This is a genomic window from Caballeronia sp. GAWG2-1 (assembly GCF_023631405.1).
Taxonomy (GTDB): domain Bacteria; phylum Pseudomonadota; class Gammaproteobacteria; order Burkholderiales; family Burkholderiaceae; genus Caballeronia.
Genome location: NZ_JALQDD010000022.1, coordinates 40,121 through 59,287, shown reverse-complemented (window position 1 = coordinate 59,287; position 19,167 = coordinate 40,121). Strand labels below are relative to the sequence as shown.

Sequence of the window (19,167 nt, the reverse complement as noted above, 5' to 3'; positions counted from 1 at the left end):
CTGGCGCGATCGAGGCGGTAGTATTTCGAATCGACCGCAAACGAATATCCGGAGTGCGTTCCCTGAATGTCCCGAAAGCTGTTGCAACAGAATGACTATGCGATCTGATCGATATGGTGATCACGGCGCAGAGCAACGAATTCCAGGTAAGGCGCATCGAGCGAGAAGCGCTTGCGTTCTTGAGCAAGGGCCGCGAACGTCCTGAGATATGTTGGCTCGTACTCGCATTCACCGCGTTCCTCCGTGGTGATCGCGACGAATGCGTTCGTTGCTCCGAAGCCGCGCAGGCACTAGCGAGGCATGACGTCACCATTCTGACCAATGTGGCGTCGCTAACGTGCGATCTCGGAGAGCCGCGCATGGCGGTGAACTACGCGCGCTTGCTCGCCGATACGCAGCGTAGCGACCCGACAAGCCGGATCAAGGCAGCGCGTGTATTCGTCACGGCGCTGCGTGCCGAAGAGGCGGCGGCAATCATGCTTGCTCATGATCTCAATGCAACCGTTGCCGAAGGCGATGCGGAGCTACCGCGCGACATCGAAGCGACGGCACAGATCTTTATACGTTGCGGCGTCGATGCCGAGCAACGGCTTGCTTTGTTGGAAACGGCGGTCGAAGCAATCCGCTCGCAGGGCTGCATGATTCGCGGCAGCAGGTTGATGATTTACGACGACACAACGAGATACGAGCTTTATGTCGACGAAACTGCAAGCCAGTGTGGAAACGTCAACTTCGCGATTGCCGAGGTATTGACCACGACCTTCGATAACGCGTACCCAGAGGTGATTACCTTCGTCTGTCGCCCTGTTGGTTCGCTTAGTGCGCTTGCCTCCCGCAGTGCGCTAATGGAGGTGGTGGAATGAGCATCGAGGTTTCCGATCTGCTGCATCTGGCGCAGCAGTTGTCGGCAGGCAATAGCGAATGCGAATGGCGATCCGGCGCGTCGCGAGCTTATTACGCCGCTTATCACAAAACGCTTGCCGTGGCGGACGCCTGCTTGCCGTCAACGCGCGAGGTTGCCGGTCAACATGAACGGCTGACAAATCGGCTCATGACCGTAGGGAACAAAGGCCGCGCGCTGGCCTACGTGCTCATCGACCTAAAAAAAGTGCGTACGCACGCGGATTACCATCTCACGAAGCCGTTTAGTCAGCACGACGCCACCGACCTCGTCGCGAACTGTCTGGCGTTCTTGCCGAAAACCGATGCATTTCAGGGGCAAATCAACTCGACCCTGTCAACGACGTTCTGAGGCCGACGCATGGCAAGGCATCGTCGCCAGCCACAACCCGCTCCACCGCACACTCAGCCCCGTCCGAATCCGTTTGACAAGCCTAATTCGGTCGCGTAAATTCGGCCGCACGCGTCGGGAGAGCGCGTGGCTTTTGTCGATTTCAAAATCGCCAAGCGAGCCGCGCCGCCGAAGGGGCACACCCACAAACTCTCAGGCAAAAGGACCGGCCGCGTCGAAGAAGTCGCCCTTTCGGGCAATTTTTTCGCACTCTGGAGAGCGGCAGCGGCATCGAACGATGTCAGCAGCCCACCGAAGGGGCGCGCGACGGATTTTTTTGATCCGCGCAATCTCTCAGGTACCGAGGACAGAGGGGTCACGCATCGCAACCGCCAGCCGGTATGCGCTTTGCGCTGCTGAAAGTCAGCGAGCAAAGGCATAGTCCGCGGCGAAGGCAGATATCTGCGCGCTGCGTGGCCTTTTTTGTTTCGCGAACCGAGGCCCCGATGACCGCTCTTCAACACACGCCCTTGCATGCCGCCCACCTCGCGCTCAACGCGCGCATGGTCGATTTCGGCGGCTGGGACATGCCCGTCAACTACGGTTCGCAAATCGACGAACATCACGCCGTCCGCACCGACGCGGGCATGTTCGACGTATCGCACATGCGCGTCGTCGATTTCGAAGGCGACGCCGTTCGCCCCTTCTTCCTGCACGCCATCGCCAATAACGTCGACAAGCTGACGACGCCCGGCCGCGCACTGTATTCGTGCCTGCTCAAGACCGACGGCGGCGTCATCGACGATCTGATCGTCTACTACTTCTCCGAAACGAGTTTCCGCGTGGTCGTGAACGCGAGCACGGCGGATAAAGACATCGCGTGGTTCCAGCAACTGAACGCGGAAGGTGGTTTCGATCTGTCGATCCGCCCGCGCGGCGATTTCGGCATCATCGCGGTGCAAGGTCCGAATGCACGCGAAAAGGTCTGGCAAGTGCTGCCGCAGACGCGCGCCGAAACCGAATCGCTCAAACCCTTCAATGCGGCGAAGTTCGCAACCACGCCCTTCGGCGAACTGATGCTCGCGCGCACCGGCTACACGGGCGAGGACGGCTTCGAGATCGTGGTTTCCGCCACGAACGTGGAAGCGCTGTGGAACGCGCTCCGTGAAGCCGGCGTGAAGCCCGCAGGCCTCGGCGCACGCGACACCTTGCGTCTCGAAGCCGGCATGAATCTCTACGGCCAGGACATGGATGAAACCGTGTCGCCGCTCGACGCCGGCCTCGCCTGGACCGTCGACCTGAAAACCCCGCGCGATTTCGTCGGCCGCGCCGCGCTCGAAGCGAACGGCTCGCAGTCGAACTTCGTCGGGCTCGTGCTCATCAAGGAGAACGGGCGTGCGGCTGGCGTGCTGCGCGCGCATCAGAAGGTCGTCACGGCGCACGGCGAAGGCGAGATCACGAGCGGCACGTTTTCGCCGTCGATGCAGGAGTCGATTGCGTTCGCTCGCGTCCCGACGCAAGTGGCGATCGGCGATACGGTGCAAGTGCTCATCCGCGACAAGCAAGTTGCCGCGCGCGTGGTAAAACTTCCGTTCGTGCGCAACGGCAAGACGCTCGTGAGCCTTTGAGGCCCGACAGCGGACGAACGTGGCGCGCGCCATCCGATCACGAACCCCACGAACGAATTACGCAAGGAGCATCCAATGAGCATCCCGGCCGATCTGAAATATACCGAATCGCATGAATGGGTCCGCACCGAATCCGACGGCACGCTGACCATCGGCATTACCGATCACGCGCAAGAAGCGCTGGGCGACATCGTGTTCGTCGAACTGCCCGCGGCGGGCAAGGCAGTCGCGGCGGGCGACGCCATCGCGGTGATCGAATCCGTGAAAGCGGCATCCGATATTTACGCGCCGGTGTCGGGCGAAGTCGTCGCCGCGAACGACGCGTTGACTTCGTCGCCGGATTCGGTGAATGGCGCACCGTACGAAAGCTGGCTCTTCAAGATCAAGCCGGCCGCCGACGCCAGTCTCGACAAGCTGCTCGACGCCGAAGGCTACGGCAAGTCGATCGGCGAATAACTCATCTCAATGACGAAAGCGGTTGCGTTTCCAACCGGCCGCTTTGCAGGAATTCACATGAAGCTCGAACATCCGGATCACCTGATGAACCGCACCTCCCTGTCCCTCGCCGCGCTCGAATGCCATGACGCATTCGCGGCACGGCACATCGGTCCCGGCGATGCCGACCAGCGCGCCATGCTCGAAGCGCTCGGGTTCGCATCGCGCGCGGCGTTCATCGACGCGGTGATTCCGGAATCGATCCGCCGTCAGGAAACGCTGCCGCTCGGCGCGTTCACGCAGCCGAAAAGCGAAGCGGAAGCGCTCGCGTCGCTGCGCAAGCTGGCGAACGAGAATCTCGTGTTTCGCACGTATATCGGCCAGGGTTATTACGGCACGCACACGCCGGGCGTGATCCTGCGCAACGTGCTGGAAAATCCGGCGTGGTACACGGCTTATACGCCGTATCAGCCCGAGATTTCGCAAGGGCGTTTGGAAGCGCTTCTGAACTTTCAGCAGATGGTGATGGATCTCACGGGCCTTGCCATCTCGAACGCGTCGCTGCTCGACGAAGCCACTGCCGCCGCCGAAGCCATGACGCTTCTGCAACGCGTCGGCAAGCCGAAATCGAACCTGTTCTATGTGGCCGACGACGTGCTGCCGCAGACCATCGAAGTGGTAAAGACGCGCGCTAAGCCGGCGGGCATCGACGTGCAGGTGGGACCGGCCGCGGATGCCGCGAGCGCGAACGCATTCGGCGTGCTGCTGCAATATCCCGGCGCGAATGGCGACGTTCGCGACTACCGCGCGCTCGCCGAAGCGGTGCATGCGGCGGGCGGTTACGTGATCGCCGCAGCCGACTTGCTGGCGCTCACGCTCATCACGCCGCCGGGCGAATGGGGCGCGGACGTGGCTATCGGCAATACGCAGCGTTTCGGCGTGCCGGTCGGCTTCGGCGGTCCGCACGCGGCGTACATGGCCGTGCGCGACGAATTCAAGCGTCAGATGCCGGGCCGTCTCGTCGGCGTGACTATCGACGCGCAAGGCAATTCCGCGCTGCGTCTCGCGCTGCAAACGCGCGAACAGCATATCCGTCGCGAGAAGGCGACGTCGAATGTCTGCACGGCGCAGGCGCTGCTCGCGATCATGGCGAGCATGTACGCGGTCTATCACGGCCCGCAGGGCCTCAAGACCATTGCGCTGCGCGTGAATCGCGTCGCGTCGGTGTTCGCGGCGGGCGTGCGAAAGCTCGGCTACGCGCTCACCAACGACACGTTCTTCGATACCGTGACCATCGAAAGCGGCGCGAGCACCAACGCGCTGCATCAGGCCGCTTACGCCGCGCATGTGAATCTGCGTCATGTGAGCGCGAATCGCGTCGGTGTGTCGCTCGATGAAACCACGACGCGCGACGATCTCACGAAGCTCTTCGCGCTGTTCGCCGAAGTCGCGGGCAAGAACGAGACGTTCGATATCGACGCGCTCGATGCATCGCTTGCCGATCCATTGCCCGCACATCTCAAGCGCACGAGCGAATACCTCACGCATCCGGTTTTCAATCGCCATCATTCCGAGCACGAAATGCTGCGCTATCTGCGCAGTCTCGCGGACAAGGACCTCGCGCTCGACCGCACGATGATCCCGCTCGGCTCCTGCACGATGAAGCTCAATGCGACCTCCGAAATGCTGCCGGTGACGTGGCCCGAGTTCGCGCAGATTCATCCATTCGCGCCTGCGGAACAGACGGTCGGCTATCGCACTATGATCGATCAGCTCGAACAGATGCTCGTCGCGTGCACCGGCTATGCGGCGGTGTCGTTGCAGCCGAACGCCGGTTCGCAGGGCGAATACGCCGGCTTGCTCATCATTCACGCGTATCACGAGTCGCGCGGCGAAGGGCATCGCAACGTGTGTCTGATTCCGGCGTCCGCGCACGGCACGAATCCGGCTTCGGCGCAGATGGCGGGCATGCAGGTCGTCGTCGTTGCATGCGATACGAACGGCAATGTCGATATCGAAGACCTGAAGGCGAAGGCCGAAAAGCATTCGGCGAATCTCGCGGCGATCATGATCACGTATCCGTCGACGCATGGCGTGTTCGAGCGCAACGTCCGCGAAATCTGCGAGATCGTGCACGCGCACGGCGGCCAGGTGTATGTCGACGGCGCGAACATGAATGCGATGGTCGGCCTCACCGCGCCCGGCCAGTTCGGCGGCGATGTCTCGCATCTGAACTTGCACAAGACGTTCTGCATTCCGCACGGCGGCGGCGGACCGGGCGTGGGTCCGGTAGCGGTTGGCGCGCATCTGGCCAAGTTTCTGCCGAATCAGGCTTCGACCGGTTACAAGCGCGATGACGCGGGCATCGGCGCGGTATCGTCGGCGCCCTACGGCTCGGCCGCGATCTTGCCGATCTCGTGGATGTATATCGCGATGATGGGCGCGGAAGGTCTCACCGCCGCGACGGCAAGCGCGATTCTCGCGGCCAACTACGTCGCGAAGCGCCTCGCGCCGCATTATCCGGTGCTGTATAGCGGGCCGGGCGGGCTCGTCGCGCACGAATGCATTCTCGATGTCCGGCCGATCAAGGAATCGAGCGGCATCTCGGTGGAAGACGTGGCCAAGCGTCTGATCGACTACGGCTTCCACGCGCCGACGATGAGCTTTCCGGTGCCCGGCACGCTGATGGTGGAACCGACCGAATCGGAGTCGAAGGAAGAGCTGGATCGCTTCATCGACGCGATGATCGCCATTCGCAACGAGATTCGCGCGGTGGAAGAAGGCAGCGCGGATCGCGAAGACAACGTGCTGAAGAACGCGCCGCACACGGCGGCGGTCGTTACCTCGGATACGTGGGACCACAAGTACACGCGTGAAGCGGCGGCGTATCCGCTGAAGTCGCTCGTGACGCGCAAGTATTGGTCGCCGGTTGGCCGCGCGGATAACGCGTATGGCGACCGCAATCTGATGTGCTCGTGCGTGCCGATCTCGGAGTACACGGACGAGTAATCGATCAAAACCGCGCAACCGCCCGGAAACGTCAAGCATTGTCTGGCGGTTTTGCAGCGCGAGTCAGAAGGGCTAACATCTCACCCCGGACCAAAAGCCAAAACAGGGAGTTCATATGGCGACAAGGGTGCGAGAGGTGAACGAGACGAAGCGCTTCCATGCCGCGCGATTCATGCTGTGGGCGTTGGCTTGCGCCGCGCCGTCCGCGCATGCGGCGATGAATTTCTGTGCCGCGCCCGCCATGCAGACGAGCGAGCGCACCAATGCCGATCCCGGCGTGAAGGCGCTCGTGCAGATGGTGCAATCGCACGTCAACGACCAGCCGAAGCCACTCGCGAAACTGCATACCGAAGGCACGCTGCCGCACGAAGGCATACGCGACGAGAGCATCGAAGCCGAAAAGGATCTCGGCTTGATGCGCGATGCCGCGCTCGCCTGGCGCGCGACCGGCGACGAGCGTTATCTGCGTCTCGTCGACCGCTTTCTGTTCGCGTGGACGACAACGTATCAGCCGAGTTTCAATCCGATCGACGAGACCAACTTCGAGTCGCTGATCCTCGCCTACGATCTGACCGCGAGCGCGTTGCCGGTGAAGACGCGCAACGCGGCGAACGCGTTCATCACGAAGATGGTGACGGGCTACGTCGCCGACATGGACAAGCAGAAGCGCCCGCTCACGGGCACGTATCGGAACAACTGGCAGAGTCATCGCGTGAAGCTGGTGGCGATGGGCGCATTCACCATCGACGACCGCAAGCTCATCAACGCGGCGCAGCGGCTGTTCGTCGAGCATATCGGCGACAACATCGCGCCGGATGGGTCGACCGTCGATTTCGCCGAACGCGATGCCTTGCGCTACGTCACCTACGATCTTCAGCCGCTCGTGACGGCGGCGCTGGCCGCGCGACGGCATAACCGCAACTGGCTGCCGGAGCGCGCGCAGTCGGGCGCAACGCTCGCGCAAGCGCTCAACTGGCTTACCCCGTATGCGCTCGGCACCCGCACGCATGACGAATTCGTGCATTCGACCGTGTCTTTCGATGCCAAGCGTCGCGAAGCCGGATTGCCGGGATTCTCGGGTCAGTGGGACCCGAAAAACTCGGCGGAACTCTTTCATCTCGCGGCGCGTCTCGACGGCCGTTATGCGCCGGTGGCGTTGCGGCTCGCGCCGACGCCGCCTGCGTGGCTCGCGGTGTGTCTGCCGTTGCCGGCGCGATGATCCCGTCTCAAGCAGCTCAAGCAAGGAGCATTCATGGCAGTCAGCGTATTCGACCTCTTCAAGATCGGCATCGGACCTTCGAGCTCACATACCGTGGGCCCGATGCGCGCCGCGCTGATGTTCGCGCAAGGGCTCGAACGCGATGGGCTGCTGGACGCGGTGGCATCGGTGAAATGCGAGCTGTACGGATCGCTCGGTGCGACGGGTAAAGGCCACGGCACGGACCGCGGCGTCATGCTCGGCTTGATGGGCGATGCCCCCGACACGGTCGATGCGGGCACCATCGCGCCGCGCCTCGAAACCGTACGCACGTCCAGGACGCTCGCGCTGCTCGGCACGCACGAGATTCCGTTCACGCTGAAGGAGAACATTGCGTTCTATCGGCAGGCGTTGCCGGAGCATCCGAACGGCATGAAGCTGCACGCATTCGACGCGAGCGGCGAGCCGTTGCGCGAGGCGACGTATCTGTCAGTGGGCGGCGGCTTCGTGGTGACGGCGGGCGCGGCGAACACGGCGGTGCTTACGGCCATCGAACACTTGCCCTACGCCTTCAAGACGGGCGATGAGTTGATGAAGATGTGCGCCGATTCGGGCAAGTCCATCGCGCAACTGATGTGGGAAAACGAGCGCGTGTGGCGCAGCGAGGACGAGATTCGCGCGGGCTTGTTACGAATCTGGGACGTGATGCAGGATTGCGTCGCGCGCGGCTGCGGCATCGGCAATCCGGATGCGGATGGGCATCTGCCGGGTCCGTTCCAGGTGAAGCGGCGTGCGCCGGTGTTGTATCGGGCGCTCGCCGGCAAACCCGAGCAGGCGCTGCGCGATCCGCTATCGATGATGGACTGGATCAACCTCTACGCCATCGCCGTGAATGAAGAGAACGCGGTCGGCGGTCGCGTGGTGACAGCGCCGACGAACGGCGCGGCGGGCATCATTCCAGCGGTACTGCATTACTACGATCGGTTTTTGCCGGGATCGAATGCGCAGGGCGTGATCGATTTTCTGCTGACGGCGGCGGCCATTGGCATCCTCTACAAGATGAACGCGTCGATTTCTGGCGCGGAAGTGGGATGTCAGGGCGAAGTGGGCGTTGCGTGCTCGATGGCCGCCGGGGGACTTGCGGCGGTGATGGGCGGCACGCCCGCGCAGGTGGAGAACGCGGCGGAAATCGGCATGGAGCACAACCTTGGGCTCACGTGCGACCCGGTGGGCGGCATGGTGCAGATTCCGTGCATCGAACGTAACGCGATGGGATCGGTGAAGGCCGTCAACGCGGCGCGCATGGCGATGCGTGGCGATGGATCGCATTATGTATCGCTGGATTCGGTCATTAAAACCATGCGCGAGACAGGGGCGGATATGAAGACGAAGTATAAGGAGACTTCGCGGGGTGGGTTGGCGGTGAATATCGTGGAGTGTTGAGGCTCCAAGCAGAAATTGTCAGGGCGATTCAAAAATTCGGTGGACGAAGCAGTTTCCATCACGCTAGGCGGTTAGCATCAATAGAACTAAAACGAATCTATCGACTGCTCCTTCGGTGCGACGCGGTCGGTTCAAATACTTGAGAGACCGCCTTGCTTCCACAGGATCTTGCTGCTCATAAGCAAGTGCGCAAAACGCTGACCGGCTCGCCAAAGTTCAAGCAGATGGTCAAGAACAAGTGGCCGAAGCCATTTAATCGGATGGCGAGGCCGCGCGTTCACGCCACCGAACTCATTCGCGTGTCGGACGACCACTTCGTATTGTTCGTTTGGCGCGACGGAGAACAACTCGAAGACCGCGCGTTCTACGCGCATCTGCTTTGCTCGCTGCCGAAGGGCGATCTCTATCCCTTGCTCGAGTTTCACTACCATCCAAGCCATAAGGGTTTGCACTGCAAGGTGCCGTGTCGGACGACAAGCGATTATCGGAACCGCTTGCTGCCGGGCGCGCCGGAGCTTAACCTTAAGTCGTCGAAACGTTTCGATCCACGTGCGGAAAATGATCGTGGCGCTTTGATCGTGTTGTTCTGCAAGGCGACGGGCATCACGATCTCAAACGAGCAAGACGGCCAGGGCGACTTATTGTGCTAGCAGACACACTTAAACAAACAATCTGCGCGCTATTCGAAGTTCACGCTGACTCGAACGGCGTGTATCGCGTCATTACGCCGCTCGAATATCCGGGAACAGGCGATCGCGTGGTGGTGCGTATTCGTTCTCGCGACGACGGTTTTGTTATCGATGAAAACGGAGAAGCCTGCTTTCAGGCAAGTATGGCGGGTGGCGATGTCGAGTCGGGCGCCGTCGAGCGCTGGTCGGAAGCGTTTGCTCAAGATAGTCCGGCGCGCCTCTGCGATGACGAAGTAATCCGAGCTACGACGATCGACGAACGTCTTCTTGCGCCCTATGTGTTCCGCGTCGCTGAGGCAGCGCAACAGCTTTATGGCGTAGCTACGTCTCGCGCCGAACGCCAGGGAAGCAATGAGTTCACGGTCCGCTTGAAATGCGCGATTGACGAGATTGCAAGCGATTTGGGCCTCGCGCATGTGTCGGACGTTGAGTTGCCGATATCCGGTGGCTTGATCGCCGACCATGTCATCGATACGCCCACGCCTTCCATCGTGATTGCCGCGACAAGCGCGAAGCGTCTTCTAGAAGGGGAGATCATTCATTTGCAGTACCGCGCCCAAAAGATGCCGGGCGCGGTCTTGGCAATTGCGGAGTCGCAACAAGCGGTCGGCAAGATTCAGTTCGAACGCGCGAATTACTACACGTGGAAAACCGTTGTGTTCGATGCGCGCAATCTTCGAAGTCTGATCAGCGCAACGCTTAATTGATTATCGAATCAAGGCCCGCACCTCAAGCCCCAATCAAATTAACCACTTTCACATTCCGCGTATCCGGCACTTCCGCATAAGAAAGCACCTTCAACTGCGGCAGACTCCGGCGCAGGAACCGCGCAAGCATCGCGCGTAGCGAATGCTGCACGAGCAGCACCGGCGGCAAGCCCAAGTTCTGCTGACGCAGCATCGCGTTCTGCGTCGAGTTCATCAGCGTCTGCGCAAGCCCCGGCTCCAGTCCAGGGTTCGCGCCCGTCGAAAGCGCCTGCGACAACACACGCTCCAGCATTGGATCGAGGCCCATCACCTGAAGGTCGTCGGTGCCCGGGAACCACTGCTGCGAAATCGCGCGGCCGAGCGCAAGGCGCACCGCGGCCGTAAGCTCGTACGGATCGGCGAGTCGCGGCGCGTGCTCCTGCACCGCGTCGAGAATGGTGCGCATGTCGCGAATCGGCACGCTTTCGTCGAGCAAATTCTGCAGCACCTTCTGCAACAGCGTGAGCGAAATGGTCTTCGGCACGAGATCCTCGGTGAGCGACGGCGTGTCCTTGCCAATACGATCCAGCAACGCCTGCACTTCCTGACGCCCAAGCAATTCCGCCGCGTGCGTCACGACGAGATGATTCAAATGCGTCGCGACCACCGTGCTGGCATCGACGACCGTGTAGCCATAAACCTGCGCCTGTTCGCGCATATTCGTGTCGATCCACACTGCCGGCAAGCCGAACGCCGGGTCCTGCGTCTGCGGGCCCGGCAAAGTCACCGACACCTGCCCCGGATTGATCGCGAGCCATTGTCCCGGAAACACTTCGCCAACGCCCACTTCCACGCCCTTCAGCGCAATGCGATACCCATTCGGCCGCAATTCCAGGTTGTCGCGAATATGAATGACAGGCGGCAAAAACCCGATTTCCTGCGCGAACTTCTTGCGAATGCCCTTGATACGCTTGAGCAATTCTCCATCCGTATTGCGATCGACGAGCGGAATCAGCCGGTAGCCCACTTCAAGGCCGAGCGGATCGATCAGCGCGACATCGTCCCAGCTCGCTTCGGCATTCTCCACCGGCGCGGCCGCGACCGGCGTGATGTCCGTAACGTTGCCGGCTTTCTTCTTCGCTTCGGCGCGCTTGTTCATCGAACGCGCGGCGTAGATCAAGCCGCCACCGAGCAGCATGAACGCAAAGTGCGGCATGCCCGGAATCAACCCCATCACGCCGATGATCACGCCCGTGATCATCAACACGCGCGGGTTCTGGAACAACTGGCCGGTCAACTGCGTACCGATGTCTTCCTCGGTCGCGACGCGCGACACGATCACGCCCGCCGCCGTCGAAATGATGAGCGAAGGAATCTGCGCGACGAGGCCATCGCCGATGGTCAGGAGCGTGTAGTTCGTCGCCGCGTGGCCGAAGTCCATGTCGTGCTGAAGCATGCCGACGATCAGCCCGCCCACGATGTTGATCACCATGATCAGCAAGCCCGCGATCGCGTCGCCGCGCACGAACTTGCTCGCACCGTCCATCGAACCGTAGAACTCGGCTTCTTGCGCCACCGCCGTGCGGCGCTTCTTCGCGGTTTCTTCGTTGATGAGACCGGCGTTCAGGTCGGCGTCGATGGCCATTTGCTTGCCGGGCATCGCGTCGAGTGTGAAGCGCGCGCCGACTTCCGCGATACGTCCCGCGCCCTTCGTGATCACCATGAAGTTGATGATCATCAGAATCACGAAGACGACGATACCCACGGCGAAATTGCCGCCAACGAGAAAGTGGCCGAACGATTCGATCACCTGACCGGCAGCGTCCGGGCCGGTATGACCTTCGAGCAGCACGATCCGCGTGGACGCCACGTTCAGCGACAGGCGCAGCAGCGTCGAGAACAGCAGCACGGCGGGGAAGGCCGCGAAGTCGAGCGGCTTCTGTGTGTACATGCTGACGAGCAGCACCATCACCGAAAGCGCGATGTTGAAGGTGAACAGCAGATCCAGCAGGAACGCCGGCAACGGCAAGATCATCATGCCGAGGATCATGCAGATCAGGATCGGACCGGCGAGCGCGCGCAAATTCTGCGTGCCGAGCGCGTCGGGCCGTTTGGCGAAAAATCCAGCGCGCGCGTTCATGCTGCGGCTCCATTCGAGGTGTCATCGGCGCCGAGTACGTCGGCGGCTTCTTGTTCGGCATCGGCGTCGGAGACGCTGCCCTTGTCGAGTTCTTTCGGTACTTCGAGATCGGACGGATCGTCCGGCTTGGCGCCGCCGTCTTCGCGATACCGGCGCAGCTGATAAACCCACGCCAGCACCTGCGCGACAGCGCCGTACAGCGCCCCCGGAATCTCGCGGTTGATTTCCACGTTGTGATAGAGCGCACGCGCAAGCGGCGGCGCTTCGAGCAGCGGCACGTTATGCTCGCGGCCCAATTCGCGGATACGCGCGGCCACCAGATCCACACCCTTGGCGACGACCTTCGGCGCGCGCATTTCGCCATCGGCGTATTTGAGCGCGACGGCGAAGTGCGTCGGGTTGGTGACGATGACATCGGCGGTCGGAATTGCCTGCATCATGCGGCGCCGGGCGGCGGCGCGTTGTTGCGCACGGATGCGGCCCTTCACGTGCGGGTCGCCTTCGCTTTCCTTGTGTTCGCGCTTCACTTCTTCCTTGCTCATGCGCAGCTTCTTCGCGTGCGAATAAAGCTGATACGGCACATCGACGGCGGCGACGAGAAAGAGGCCGCCGATGGCCATGCCGCAGCACACGAACAGCAGATGCATGGCGTCGGCGAGCGCGAGGTCGAGCGGCTTGGTCAAAAGACCGAGCACTTCGGCCTTGCGGCTCCACATGGCCGAGCCCGCCATGCCGCCGACGACCACGGTTTTCAGCATCGACATGCCGAGCTGGATCGGACCGTTCGACGAGAACATCTTGCCGAGGCCGCTGATCGGATTGAGCCGGCCGAAGTTCGGGGCAAGCGGCTTCGTGGTGATGAGCCAGCCGCCGAGCGCCATGGGTGCGGCGAGCGCGGCGGCGGCGGTGAGCGCGAGCACCGGCAGCATGGCGAGCATGCCTTCCTTGCTGGCGTTGGCAGCGCCGATCATCATCTGGTGGGTATCGAGCACGTTCTCGTGATTGAAGGTGAACGCGCCGCGCAGAATGCCTTGCAGATGACCGTAGATCGGACCCGACAAACCCCATACCCCGAAAAATCCCGCCGCGAGGAGCGCGAACGATGCGAGTTCCCGCGAGCGCGCAACCTGACCTTCCTCCCGCGCCTTTTCGAGGCGCCTGGGAGTGGCTGATTCGGTTTTTTCGAGATCGCTTTCTTCTGCCACCGCGCTTCGACTCCGGTTCGACTGCGTTAATCGCCATGCACGCGGCGCGAAGCCGCTTCTTGATGAAAGCGATTATTGCGGAGGACGTCGAGCCACCATCGGCGGATAAGGCCGGGGAAAGGGGGTTTATTCGGGTGATGAGAGGCGTTGGAACGGACGCGCCGCGCGGCGGAAGCGTTGATCCGGCGATGTGCCGCGCCGACTGCATGTAAGCGTTGGCATTCGCCGAAAGTCGGACGCCAGCGGACTGAAGCAAGCTCCGACGCTACAAGAAGTGCGAGGCTTATCGGTGAAAGGAAGCGTCGACGCTTGCCGCTGCGACCATCGGCACACTCGGCGGAATCACGTGCCGACGGTTCGAAAGGCGCGGATCGTTCACCGCGCCCGCCCGGCTAGAGGCTGCGCGGAGCTTCGAACGACTGCAAAACAGCGGGCTTTCGCAAGAGCCAGAGGCGTCAGCAAGCCGGCGATCGAATCAGGCGCGACCGCGTCGAAAAACCAACCCGCCGACAGATAACCAGCCTCGGCCGCCAACCAGGAGCGCCAAGCGACGTGCGCCCCGATCGAGACAAGAAGCCCGGGAAAGCGTTGAAAAGAACGGCTGTCGTTTACCGAGTGCCAGCGGAGCAAGCCGCGCCGGCCCGAAAGCGCACCCGTCAAATGCAACCCTCCAACAAATCCTCAAGCTCCCGGCAACCGCCCATCCGGCCCATAAAAGCCCGCCTTCGACGGCGCAACCTGCAACGCGGCGAGCGCCTTGCGGTTGTATTCCATGCGCGTGCGGATCAGCACGCCGTTGTTGTTGTTGCCTTGACGCGCACGGCGAGCGGCCGCGCACAACAATGCCCATTGCTCGGCGATGCGCGCATCGCCCTGAGCGGCGACTTCCATGCCGGCGAAACCGCCCGGCAGGTCGAGCGCGTGCAAATGCGCGTCGCGATCTTTCTCGAGCGCGGCGATACGCTCGGTCAACTCGGTCTTGTTCTCGATGATTCCAGGCAGCGCTTCGAGCGGCTGCGCGGCGATCAGCGCTTTTTCCTCGTGGGCGAGGAGGGCTTCGAACGCCAGAACGGCGGCGACTTCTTCGGTAACGGTGGACAGCAGGGCGTCTCTCATTGCAGCTCGCTAAAAAAACGCGGGTTTCACAATGCGCCTGCCGCCGTCGAATTCCGGTTCCGTTGCGCGTCTGCTTTCGAAGCGAAAGCGGGCGCGGCGGAGAAAGAACTCAGGCGCCAGCGGGCGCGGTTCTGGTTTGCAGCATGTCGCGCGCGGAACTCAGCATGCCGTCTGCGATCTTGCCGGCGTCAATCTTGTAGCTGCCGTCGCGCAGTGCAGCCTTGATCGAATCGACTTTCGCCGTATCGACGTCGGCGCTGTTCGACGCGCGCAGACCCGACGACAGCGATGACAGACTCACTTTCGAGTTCTGCGCGGCGGTCGTGCCGGCTTGCGCCACGCTAGAAGCGCTCTTGGCGTCGTTTTGCGATGCACGTTGCGTAGCGTCTTGAATTCCAGCCAGTGCGATGTTGCTATTCGATTCGATTTTCACGATGTCTATTCCCGTACTTGTTGAGTCCTTTATCGGCGGGGGTGTTTGGAAACTTTACCCAACCGGGGGACCCATACGGGGCATCGACTCGCTCGTCGCCCGCAAAGCCTTACGGGGCGGGCGTCAGAGCAATTGCAACAAAGTGAAACAAACTGTTATCTGGCCCACATAAGGGCTCTAGCGGCTCTTTCAGACTGATTCGTCCGAACGCGGCAGAGCCGAAAAGAGCCACCTTCGGATACGCATCTCGACGGTCTTACTGTCTTTCACGACCTGACTCGCAGATATCTGCCTCAAGCCGTCTCACATCCGTATCTCGACGGTCTGACTGTCCTTCACGATGCCGGTAATGATCTGTCCGTTGGCCGTCTTCACGCGGACTTGCTGGCCGGGCGCGGCGTTGTTCATCACGCTGCCTTCGGCGGAAATCGAGAATCCGGAGCCATCCGTGACGACGTGCACCGTCTGGCCGACCGCAACCGAGCTGGCCGCGCGCAGCATGTCGGTGCGCAGCGGCAACCCCGCCGGCACGCGCGACAGCGCGATGGCGCCCACGGCTTGCGCTGGATCGGTGACCGTGGCCTGCGGCATCGCGGTGATATCGCCTTCGTGGGCGACCACATCGCCCTGACCGAGCATCTCGCCGGGAGCGATCGCGCGCGCCGCCGTGTAGTAAGTCGCGTTGATCGCCACGCGCGCTTGCAGATAGAGCGTCCACGGGCGCTCGCCGACGCAGCGCACGCCCACTGTCATACGGCCCCAGAGCCGTGCGCCGGTCGGCATGAACGGATCGATCGACGAACACGGCGCGAGACCTCGCGGGAACGCAGGCGTCACGGTGATCTCGACCTTGCCCGGCAGTCCGGCGGTTTGTTGCTGAAGAAAAGCCACGGCAGCCGCGCGAATGCTCTCGCCGTCCTGGACGGTGGCGCCGGTGGCGTTCGCCTGTGGCAGCGTCGTCGCGGCGGGCGCTGCGGCGGCTCCCGCCGTGGCGGACGGATTGAAACTGACGCGCTTCATCGGCGATGCCGCGCTGGAAACGGGCGCCGTCGTGCCTGCCGCGATCGGACGCACGGCGCCGTTGCGGGCGGGAATGGCGTCGTCGCGGGTGACGACCACGGGAATCACATCGCGCGATGGCGTAACGGAGGCGACTCTGCGCGGATTCGCGTTCGCGGCGATATCGGGTTGCGCTGCGGTTTGAGCTGCGGTTTGAGCGGCGCCCGGAGCATCGGCAACCTTGGAAACGGGCGCGCTCATCGCGCCGCTTACTGCATTCTGATTAGCAGAGGCCGCCGCGCGCGCCGTTCCAACGCCCGTTTGCGCCTTCGCTTCGCCAGGACCGGGAATGACGATCATGCCGCTTGCGTCGTCCATGGCGTCGTCGGCGGCTTCGGCGCGTGCTTCGAGCGCGAGCGCGGCGTGGCGCATGGCGGCATCGGCGGCTTTGCTGGCATCGCCGTAGCCGCTCGGGCGCGACATCATCGCGGAAGAAATTGCTGCCTGAGAAACGGCGGCCACTGGTGCGGGCGCAGTCGCGGGCGCGGCTTTCGCGGTCTTGAGACCCTTCGCCATTTCCGCCGCGGCTGCCGGATTCGTCTCCGCGTTGCCCGGAATGACGATGGGACCATCGTCCTGCTGCGCGTAAGCGCTCGCGGTAAAGCCAAAACCAGCGGCCCCGACGAACAGGAGGGCCACGCCAGCCGCCGAGCGTCGCGCAAGCGACGACGCCTTCTGCACGCGGCGCTCCATCGCGGCGACGCGGGCAAGAGCCTTCGACGAATGACTGGCGGACCTGCTCATTACTTTTCTCCCTCGCGCGCCGCGAATGCCGCGTCGGCGTTCTGATTCGATTGAGCCGTCCTGCCCTTTGCGGGGGCGCGGACAGGACGGCGACTACAAACCGCTAACGACACGCCGCGATTTTCACGGCGGCACTCCCATTCGACTGACTCGTCTTGCCCAGGCCGGGGCGCGGACAAGACGGCAACTACACATCGCCGGACAAACGCCGCCGCAATGCCACGGCGGCCGAGCCCATCCACCCGAAGTCCCACGAACATCACGGCCGCTTCGACTCCCAAACCATTCCTTTCGACCACGAACCAGATTCTAGATAGACCGCGCGGCGATCAAGCGTCGAATAGAGGCCCCGTTTCCCGGTTATTCGTCGGATTAGTTGTTGCGCGCCGCTCCTAATATTCGTGTCATGCAAAAAGGTCTTGGCGATGCCGGACCCGGACCAAACATCTGTAGAGGACGGTGATGCTAGACAAACTCGACAAGGAATTCGCCTTCGGCCGCGAAGCGCTCGATGTCCGCGCGTATCGGCAGGAACTGCTTTCGTCGAATATCGCCAACGCGGACACGCCGGGCTACAAGGCGCGCGACGTCGATTTCTCGTCCGCCCTTGCCGGCGCGCTGAAGAAAGGCGGCGCCACTGGCACGGCGAGCAGCGCGGGCACGAGCAGCACCGGCACGCTGGCAATGGCGCAGCCGGTCAGCGTGAGCGCCGGCGCGGCAATGGCGGTCACGGCGCGCGGCCACATGTCGGGCACTTCGACGCTCACCGCATCCGGCGGTTCGAGCGACGACTACGGCCGCCTCGCCTATCGCGTGCCGAACCAGCCGTCGCTCGACGGCAATACGGTCGATCTCGACGCCGAGCGCGTGCAATTCGCGGACAACGCGCTGCACTTCGAAGCCGGCATGACGGTGTTGAGTTCGCAGATCAAGTCGATGCTTTCGGCGATCACGTCGAACAGTTAAGGAGCCAGCAAACCATGCCTTCTTTGATGAACATTTTCAGCGTGGCCGGTTCGGCGATGTCGGCTCAGGCGCAACGCCTGAACGTCACCGCGTCGAATCTGGCCAACGCGGACAGCACCACCGGCCCCGACGGCCAGGCGTACAAGGCGAAGCAGGTCGTGTTCGCGGTCGATCCGCTCGGCGGCGCGAAGAGCGGCTCCGGCCAGCAAGTCGGCGGCGTGCAGGTCACCGGCGTGATCGACGACCCGAGCCCGATGAAAACCAGTTACGACCCGAGCAACCCGGCGGCGAACGCGGACGGCTACGTGACGCTGCCGAACGTCGATCCGGTGCAGGAAATGGTCAACATGATGTCCGCGTCGCGTTCCTATCAGGCGAACGTCGAAACGCTCAATACCGCGAAGCAATTGATGCTCAAGACCCTCACCATCGGAACCTGAAGGAACATAACGTGACAACCAGCACAACCATCGGCAGCAACGGCACCACGGTGTCGCAGACGCTCCTCGACACCATGAACGGCGCGTCGTCGGCTTCCTCGACGTCGTCCAGCTCGAGCTCCAGTTCGACTTCGGGCACGTCCGCATCGGACCTGCAGAACACCTTTCTCACGCTGCTCGTGACGCAGTTGAAGAACCAGGACCCGACCAACCCCGCCGACAGCTCGCAGATGACTTCGCAGCTCGCGCAGATCAACACGGTGTCGGGTATCGGTCAGTTGAACACGTCGCTGTCCTCGCTCGCCACGCAGCTTTCCGCCGGCCAGTCGACGCAAGCGGCGATGCTCATCGGTTCGACCGTGCTCGCCTCGGGCAGCAACGTGTCGGTATCGAGCGGCGCGTCGTCGACTTTCGGCGTGCAGCTCGCCAACGACGTGAGCGACCTTCAGGTGGTCGTCAAGAACTCGTCCGGCCAGATCGTCAACACGCTCGACCTCGGCGCGCAGAGCGCAGGCGTCGTGCCGGTCTCGGGCTGGAAGCCGGTCGACTCGAAGGGCAACACGCTCGCCGACGGCACTTACACGATCACCGCGCAAGGCACGATCAACGGCCAGCAGGCAACGGCGACCACGCTCGCGGCCTCGCAAGTCCAGAGCGTCGTGCAGATGACGGGCGGCGCACCGGGTCTCAAGCTCGCGAACGGCTCCACGGTCGCACTGTCGAGCGTCGCCTCGATTCTTTAAAC

18 protein-coding genes and 2 riboswitches are annotated in these 19,167 nt (G+C 62.5%); of the genes, 11 read left to right on the top strand and 7 right to left on the bottom strand.

Annotation, left to right across the window (positions count from 1 at the left end):
- Nucleotides 1-113 precede the first annotated feature (113 nt).
- The 7 genes from NCR98_RS13280 to NCR98_RS13250 all read left to right on the top strand — a co-directional run bounded on the left by NCR98_RS13280 (nt 114) and on the right by NCR98_RS13250 (nt 8,944).
- On the top strand, nt 114-863 hold the full coding sequence (locus NCR98_RS13280; protein WP_250526390.1) for a hypothetical protein: 750 nt from the start codon (nt 114-116) through the stop codon (nt 861-863).
- The gene (locus NCR98_RS13275) at nt 860-1,252 is read left to right on the top strand and encodes a hypothetical protein (protein WP_250526389.1); all 393 of its coding nucleotides are present in this window, start codon (nt 860-862) and stop codon (nt 1,250-1,252) included. Before NCR98_RS13280 ends, NCR98_RS13275 begins: the two co-directional genes overlap by 4 nt.
- 105 nt (nt 1,253-1,357) lie before the next feature.
- Nucleotides 1,358-1,471, top strand: a riboswitch (glycine riboswitch).
- Between the two features lie 22 nt (nt 1,472-1,493).
- Nucleotides 1,494-1,612: riboswitch (glycine riboswitch) on the top strand.
- A gap of 125 nt (nt 1,613-1,737) precedes the next feature.
- Nucleotides 1,738-2,859, top strand: coding sequence for a glycine cleavage system aminomethyltransferase GcvT (gcvT, locus tag NCR98_RS13270; protein WP_250509649.1), 1,122 nt, complete (start codon nt 1,738-1,740; stop codon nt 2,857-2,859).
- Between the two features lie 75 nt (nt 2,860-2,934).
- The gene (gcvH, locus tag NCR98_RS13265; RefSeq protein ID WP_250466057.1) at nt 2,935-3,315 is read left to right on the top strand and encodes a glycine cleavage system protein GcvH; all 381 of its coding nucleotides are present in this window, start codon (nt 2,935-2,937) and stop codon (nt 3,313-3,315) included.
- A 57-nt stretch (nt 3,316-3,372) separates the two neighbouring features.
- Nucleotides 3,373-6,303 (top strand): aminomethyl-transferring glycine dehydrogenase, encoded by a 2,931-nt coding sequence (gcvP, locus tag NCR98_RS13260; protein ID WP_250526388.1) that lies wholly within the window; start codon nt 3,373-3,375, stop codon nt 6,301-6,303.
- Between the two features lie 172 nt (nt 6,304-6,475).
- A complete protein-coding gene (locus NCR98_RS13255; RefSeq protein WP_250509721.1) occupies nt 6,476-7,522 on the top strand; it encodes an alginate lyase family protein in 1,047 nt (348 codons plus the stop codon).
- Nucleotides 7,523-7,555: 33 nt separating this feature from the next.
- Nucleotides 7,556-8,944 carry an L-serine ammonia-lyase gene (locus NCR98_RS13250; protein ID WP_250526387.1) on the top strand — a complete coding sequence of 463 codons (1,389 nt, stop codon included), beginning with the start codon at nt 7,556-7,558 and terminating at the stop codon, nt 8,942-8,944.
- Between the two features lie 131 nt (nt 8,945-9,075).
- On the opposite strand, the gene NCR98_RS13245 is transcribed toward NCR98_RS13250, so the two are convergent.
- Both NCR98_RS13245 and NCR98_RS13240 read right to left on the bottom strand, forming a co-directional pair.
- Complete coding sequence (locus tag NCR98_RS13245; RefSeq protein ID WP_250526386.1) at nt 9,076-9,369, bottom strand: hypothetical protein; 294 nt, start codon at nt 9,367-9,369, stop codon at nt 9,076-9,078.
- Between the two features lie 254 nt (nt 9,370-9,623).
- Complete coding sequence (locus tag NCR98_RS13240) at nt 9,624-10,097, bottom strand: hypothetical protein (RefSeq protein WP_250526385.1); 474 nt, start codon at nt 10,095-10,097, stop codon at nt 9,624-9,626.
- Between NCR98_RS13240 and NCR98_RS13235 the strand changes: the two genes are divergently transcribed.
- Nucleotides 10,083-10,340, top strand: a complete 258-nt coding sequence (locus tag NCR98_RS13235) for a hypothetical protein (RefSeq protein WP_250526384.1) — start codon at nt 10,083-10,085, stop codon at nt 10,338-10,340. The genes NCR98_RS13240 and NCR98_RS13235 overlap by 15 nt on opposite strands.
- 22 nt (nt 10,341-10,362) lie before the next feature.
- Here the strand turns inward: NCR98_RS13235 and flhA are convergent, their stop codons facing one another.
- From flhA to flgA, 5 genes are all read right to left on the bottom strand, one after another.
- Entirely contained in the window at nt 10,363-12,459 is a 2,097-nt protein-coding gene (flhA, locus tag NCR98_RS13230) for a flagellar biosynthesis protein FlhA (protein ID WP_244826565.1), read from the bottom strand.
- The gene (gene flhB / locus NCR98_RS13225; protein WP_244826564.1) at nt 12,456-13,664 is read right to left on the bottom strand and encodes a flagellar biosynthesis protein FlhB; all 1,209 of its coding nucleotides are present in this window, start codon (nt 13,662-13,664) and stop codon (nt 12,456-12,458) included. The genes flhA and flhB overlap by 4 nt, the downstream gene beginning before the upstream one ends.
- A gap of 681 nt (nt 13,665-14,345) precedes the next feature.
- Nucleotides 14,346-14,780: a flagella synthesis protein FlgN gene (locus NCR98_RS13220; RefSeq protein ID WP_250466048.1), complete on the bottom strand. Its 435-nt coding sequence runs from the start codon at nt 14,778-14,780 to the stop codon at nt 14,346-14,348.
- Between the two features lie 109 nt (nt 14,781-14,889).
- On the bottom strand, nt 14,890-15,213 hold the full coding sequence (gene flgM, locus NCR98_RS13215; RefSeq protein WP_244826562.1) for a flagellar biosynthesis anti-sigma factor FlgM: 324 nt from the start codon (nt 15,211-15,213) through the stop codon (nt 14,890-14,892).
- A 303-nt stretch (nt 15,214-15,516) separates the two neighbouring features.
- A complete protein-coding gene (flgA, locus tag NCR98_RS13210; RefSeq protein ID WP_250526383.1) occupies nt 15,517-17,016 on the bottom strand; it encodes a flagellar basal body P-ring formation chaperone FlgA in 1,500 nt (499 codons plus the stop codon).
- 462 nt (nt 17,017-17,478) lie between these two features.
- Here flgA and flgB point away from each other — a divergent pair, with 462 nt between their 5' ends.
- From flgB to NCR98_RS13195, 3 genes are read left to right on the top strand one after another with little or no spacing between them, the layout of a single operon-like run.
- Entirely contained in the window at nt 17,479-17,982 is a 504-nt protein-coding gene (gene flgB, locus NCR98_RS13205) for a flagellar basal body rod protein FlgB (protein WP_244826560.1), read from the top strand.
- A gap of 14 nt (nt 17,983-17,996) precedes the next feature.
- Nucleotides 17,997-18,422: a flagellar basal body rod protein FlgC gene (gene flgC, locus NCR98_RS13200; protein WP_244826559.1), complete on the top strand. Its 426-nt coding sequence runs from the start codon at nt 17,997-17,999 to the stop codon at nt 18,420-18,422.
- An 11-nt stretch (nt 18,423-18,433) separates the two neighbouring features.
- On the top strand, nt 18,434-19,165 hold the full coding sequence (locus tag NCR98_RS13195; protein ID WP_250466045.1) for a flagellar hook assembly protein FlgD: 732 nt from the start codon (nt 18,434-18,436) through the stop codon (nt 19,163-19,165).
- The last annotated feature ends 2 nt before the right edge of the window (nt 19,166-19,167 follow it).

Excerpts from the sequence above, each read along its gene's own strand:
- NCR98_RS13280 (WP_250526390.1), top strand. The coding sequence starts at position 114 with ATGGTGATCACGGCGCAGAGCAACGAATTCCAGGTAAGGCGCATCGAG.
- NCR98_RS13275 (WP_250526389.1), top strand. The coding sequence starts at position 860 with ATGAGCATCGAGGTTTCCGATCTGCTGCATCTGGCGCAGCAGTTGTCG.
- gcvT (WP_250509649.1), top strand. The coding sequence starts at position 1,738 with ATGACCGCTCTTCAACACACGCCCTTGCATGCCGCCCACCTCGCGCTC.
- gcvH (WP_250466057.1), top strand. The coding sequence starts at position 2,935 with ATGAGCATCCCGGCCGATCTGAAATATACCGAATCGCATGAATGGGTC.
- gcvP (WP_250526388.1), top strand. The coding sequence starts at position 3,373 with ATGAAGCTCGAACATCCGGATCACCTGATGAACCGCACCTCCCTGTCC.
- NCR98_RS13255 (WP_250509721.1), top strand. The coding sequence starts at position 6,476 with ATGCTGTGGGCGTTGGCTTGCGCCGCGCCGTCCGCGCATGCGGCGATG.
- NCR98_RS13250 (WP_250526387.1), top strand. The coding sequence starts at position 7,556 with ATGGCAGTCAGCGTATTCGACCTCTTCAAGATCGGCATCGGACCTTCG.
- NCR98_RS13240 (WP_250526385.1), bottom strand. The coding sequence starts at position 10,097 with ATGGTCGGCGATCAAGCCACCGGATATCGGCAACTCAACGTCCGACAC.
- flhA (WP_244826565.1), bottom strand. The coding sequence starts at position 12,459 with ATGAACGCGCGCGCTGGATTTTTCGCCAAACGGCCCGACGCGCTCGGC.
- NCR98_RS13220 (WP_250466048.1), bottom strand. The coding sequence starts at position 14,780 with ATGAGAGACGCCCTGCTGTCCACCGTTACCGAAGAAGTCGCCGCCGTT.
- flgA (WP_250526383.1), bottom strand. The coding sequence starts at position 17,016 with ATGAGCAGGTCCGCCAGTCATTCGTCGAAGGCTCTTGCCCGCGTCGCC.
- flgB (WP_244826560.1), top strand. The coding sequence starts at position 17,479 with ATGCTAGACAAACTCGACAAGGAATTCGCCTTCGGCCGCGAAGCGCTC.
- flgC (WP_244826559.1), top strand. The coding sequence starts at position 17,997 with ATGCCTTCTTTGATGAACATTTTCAGCGTGGCCGGTTCGGCGATGTCG.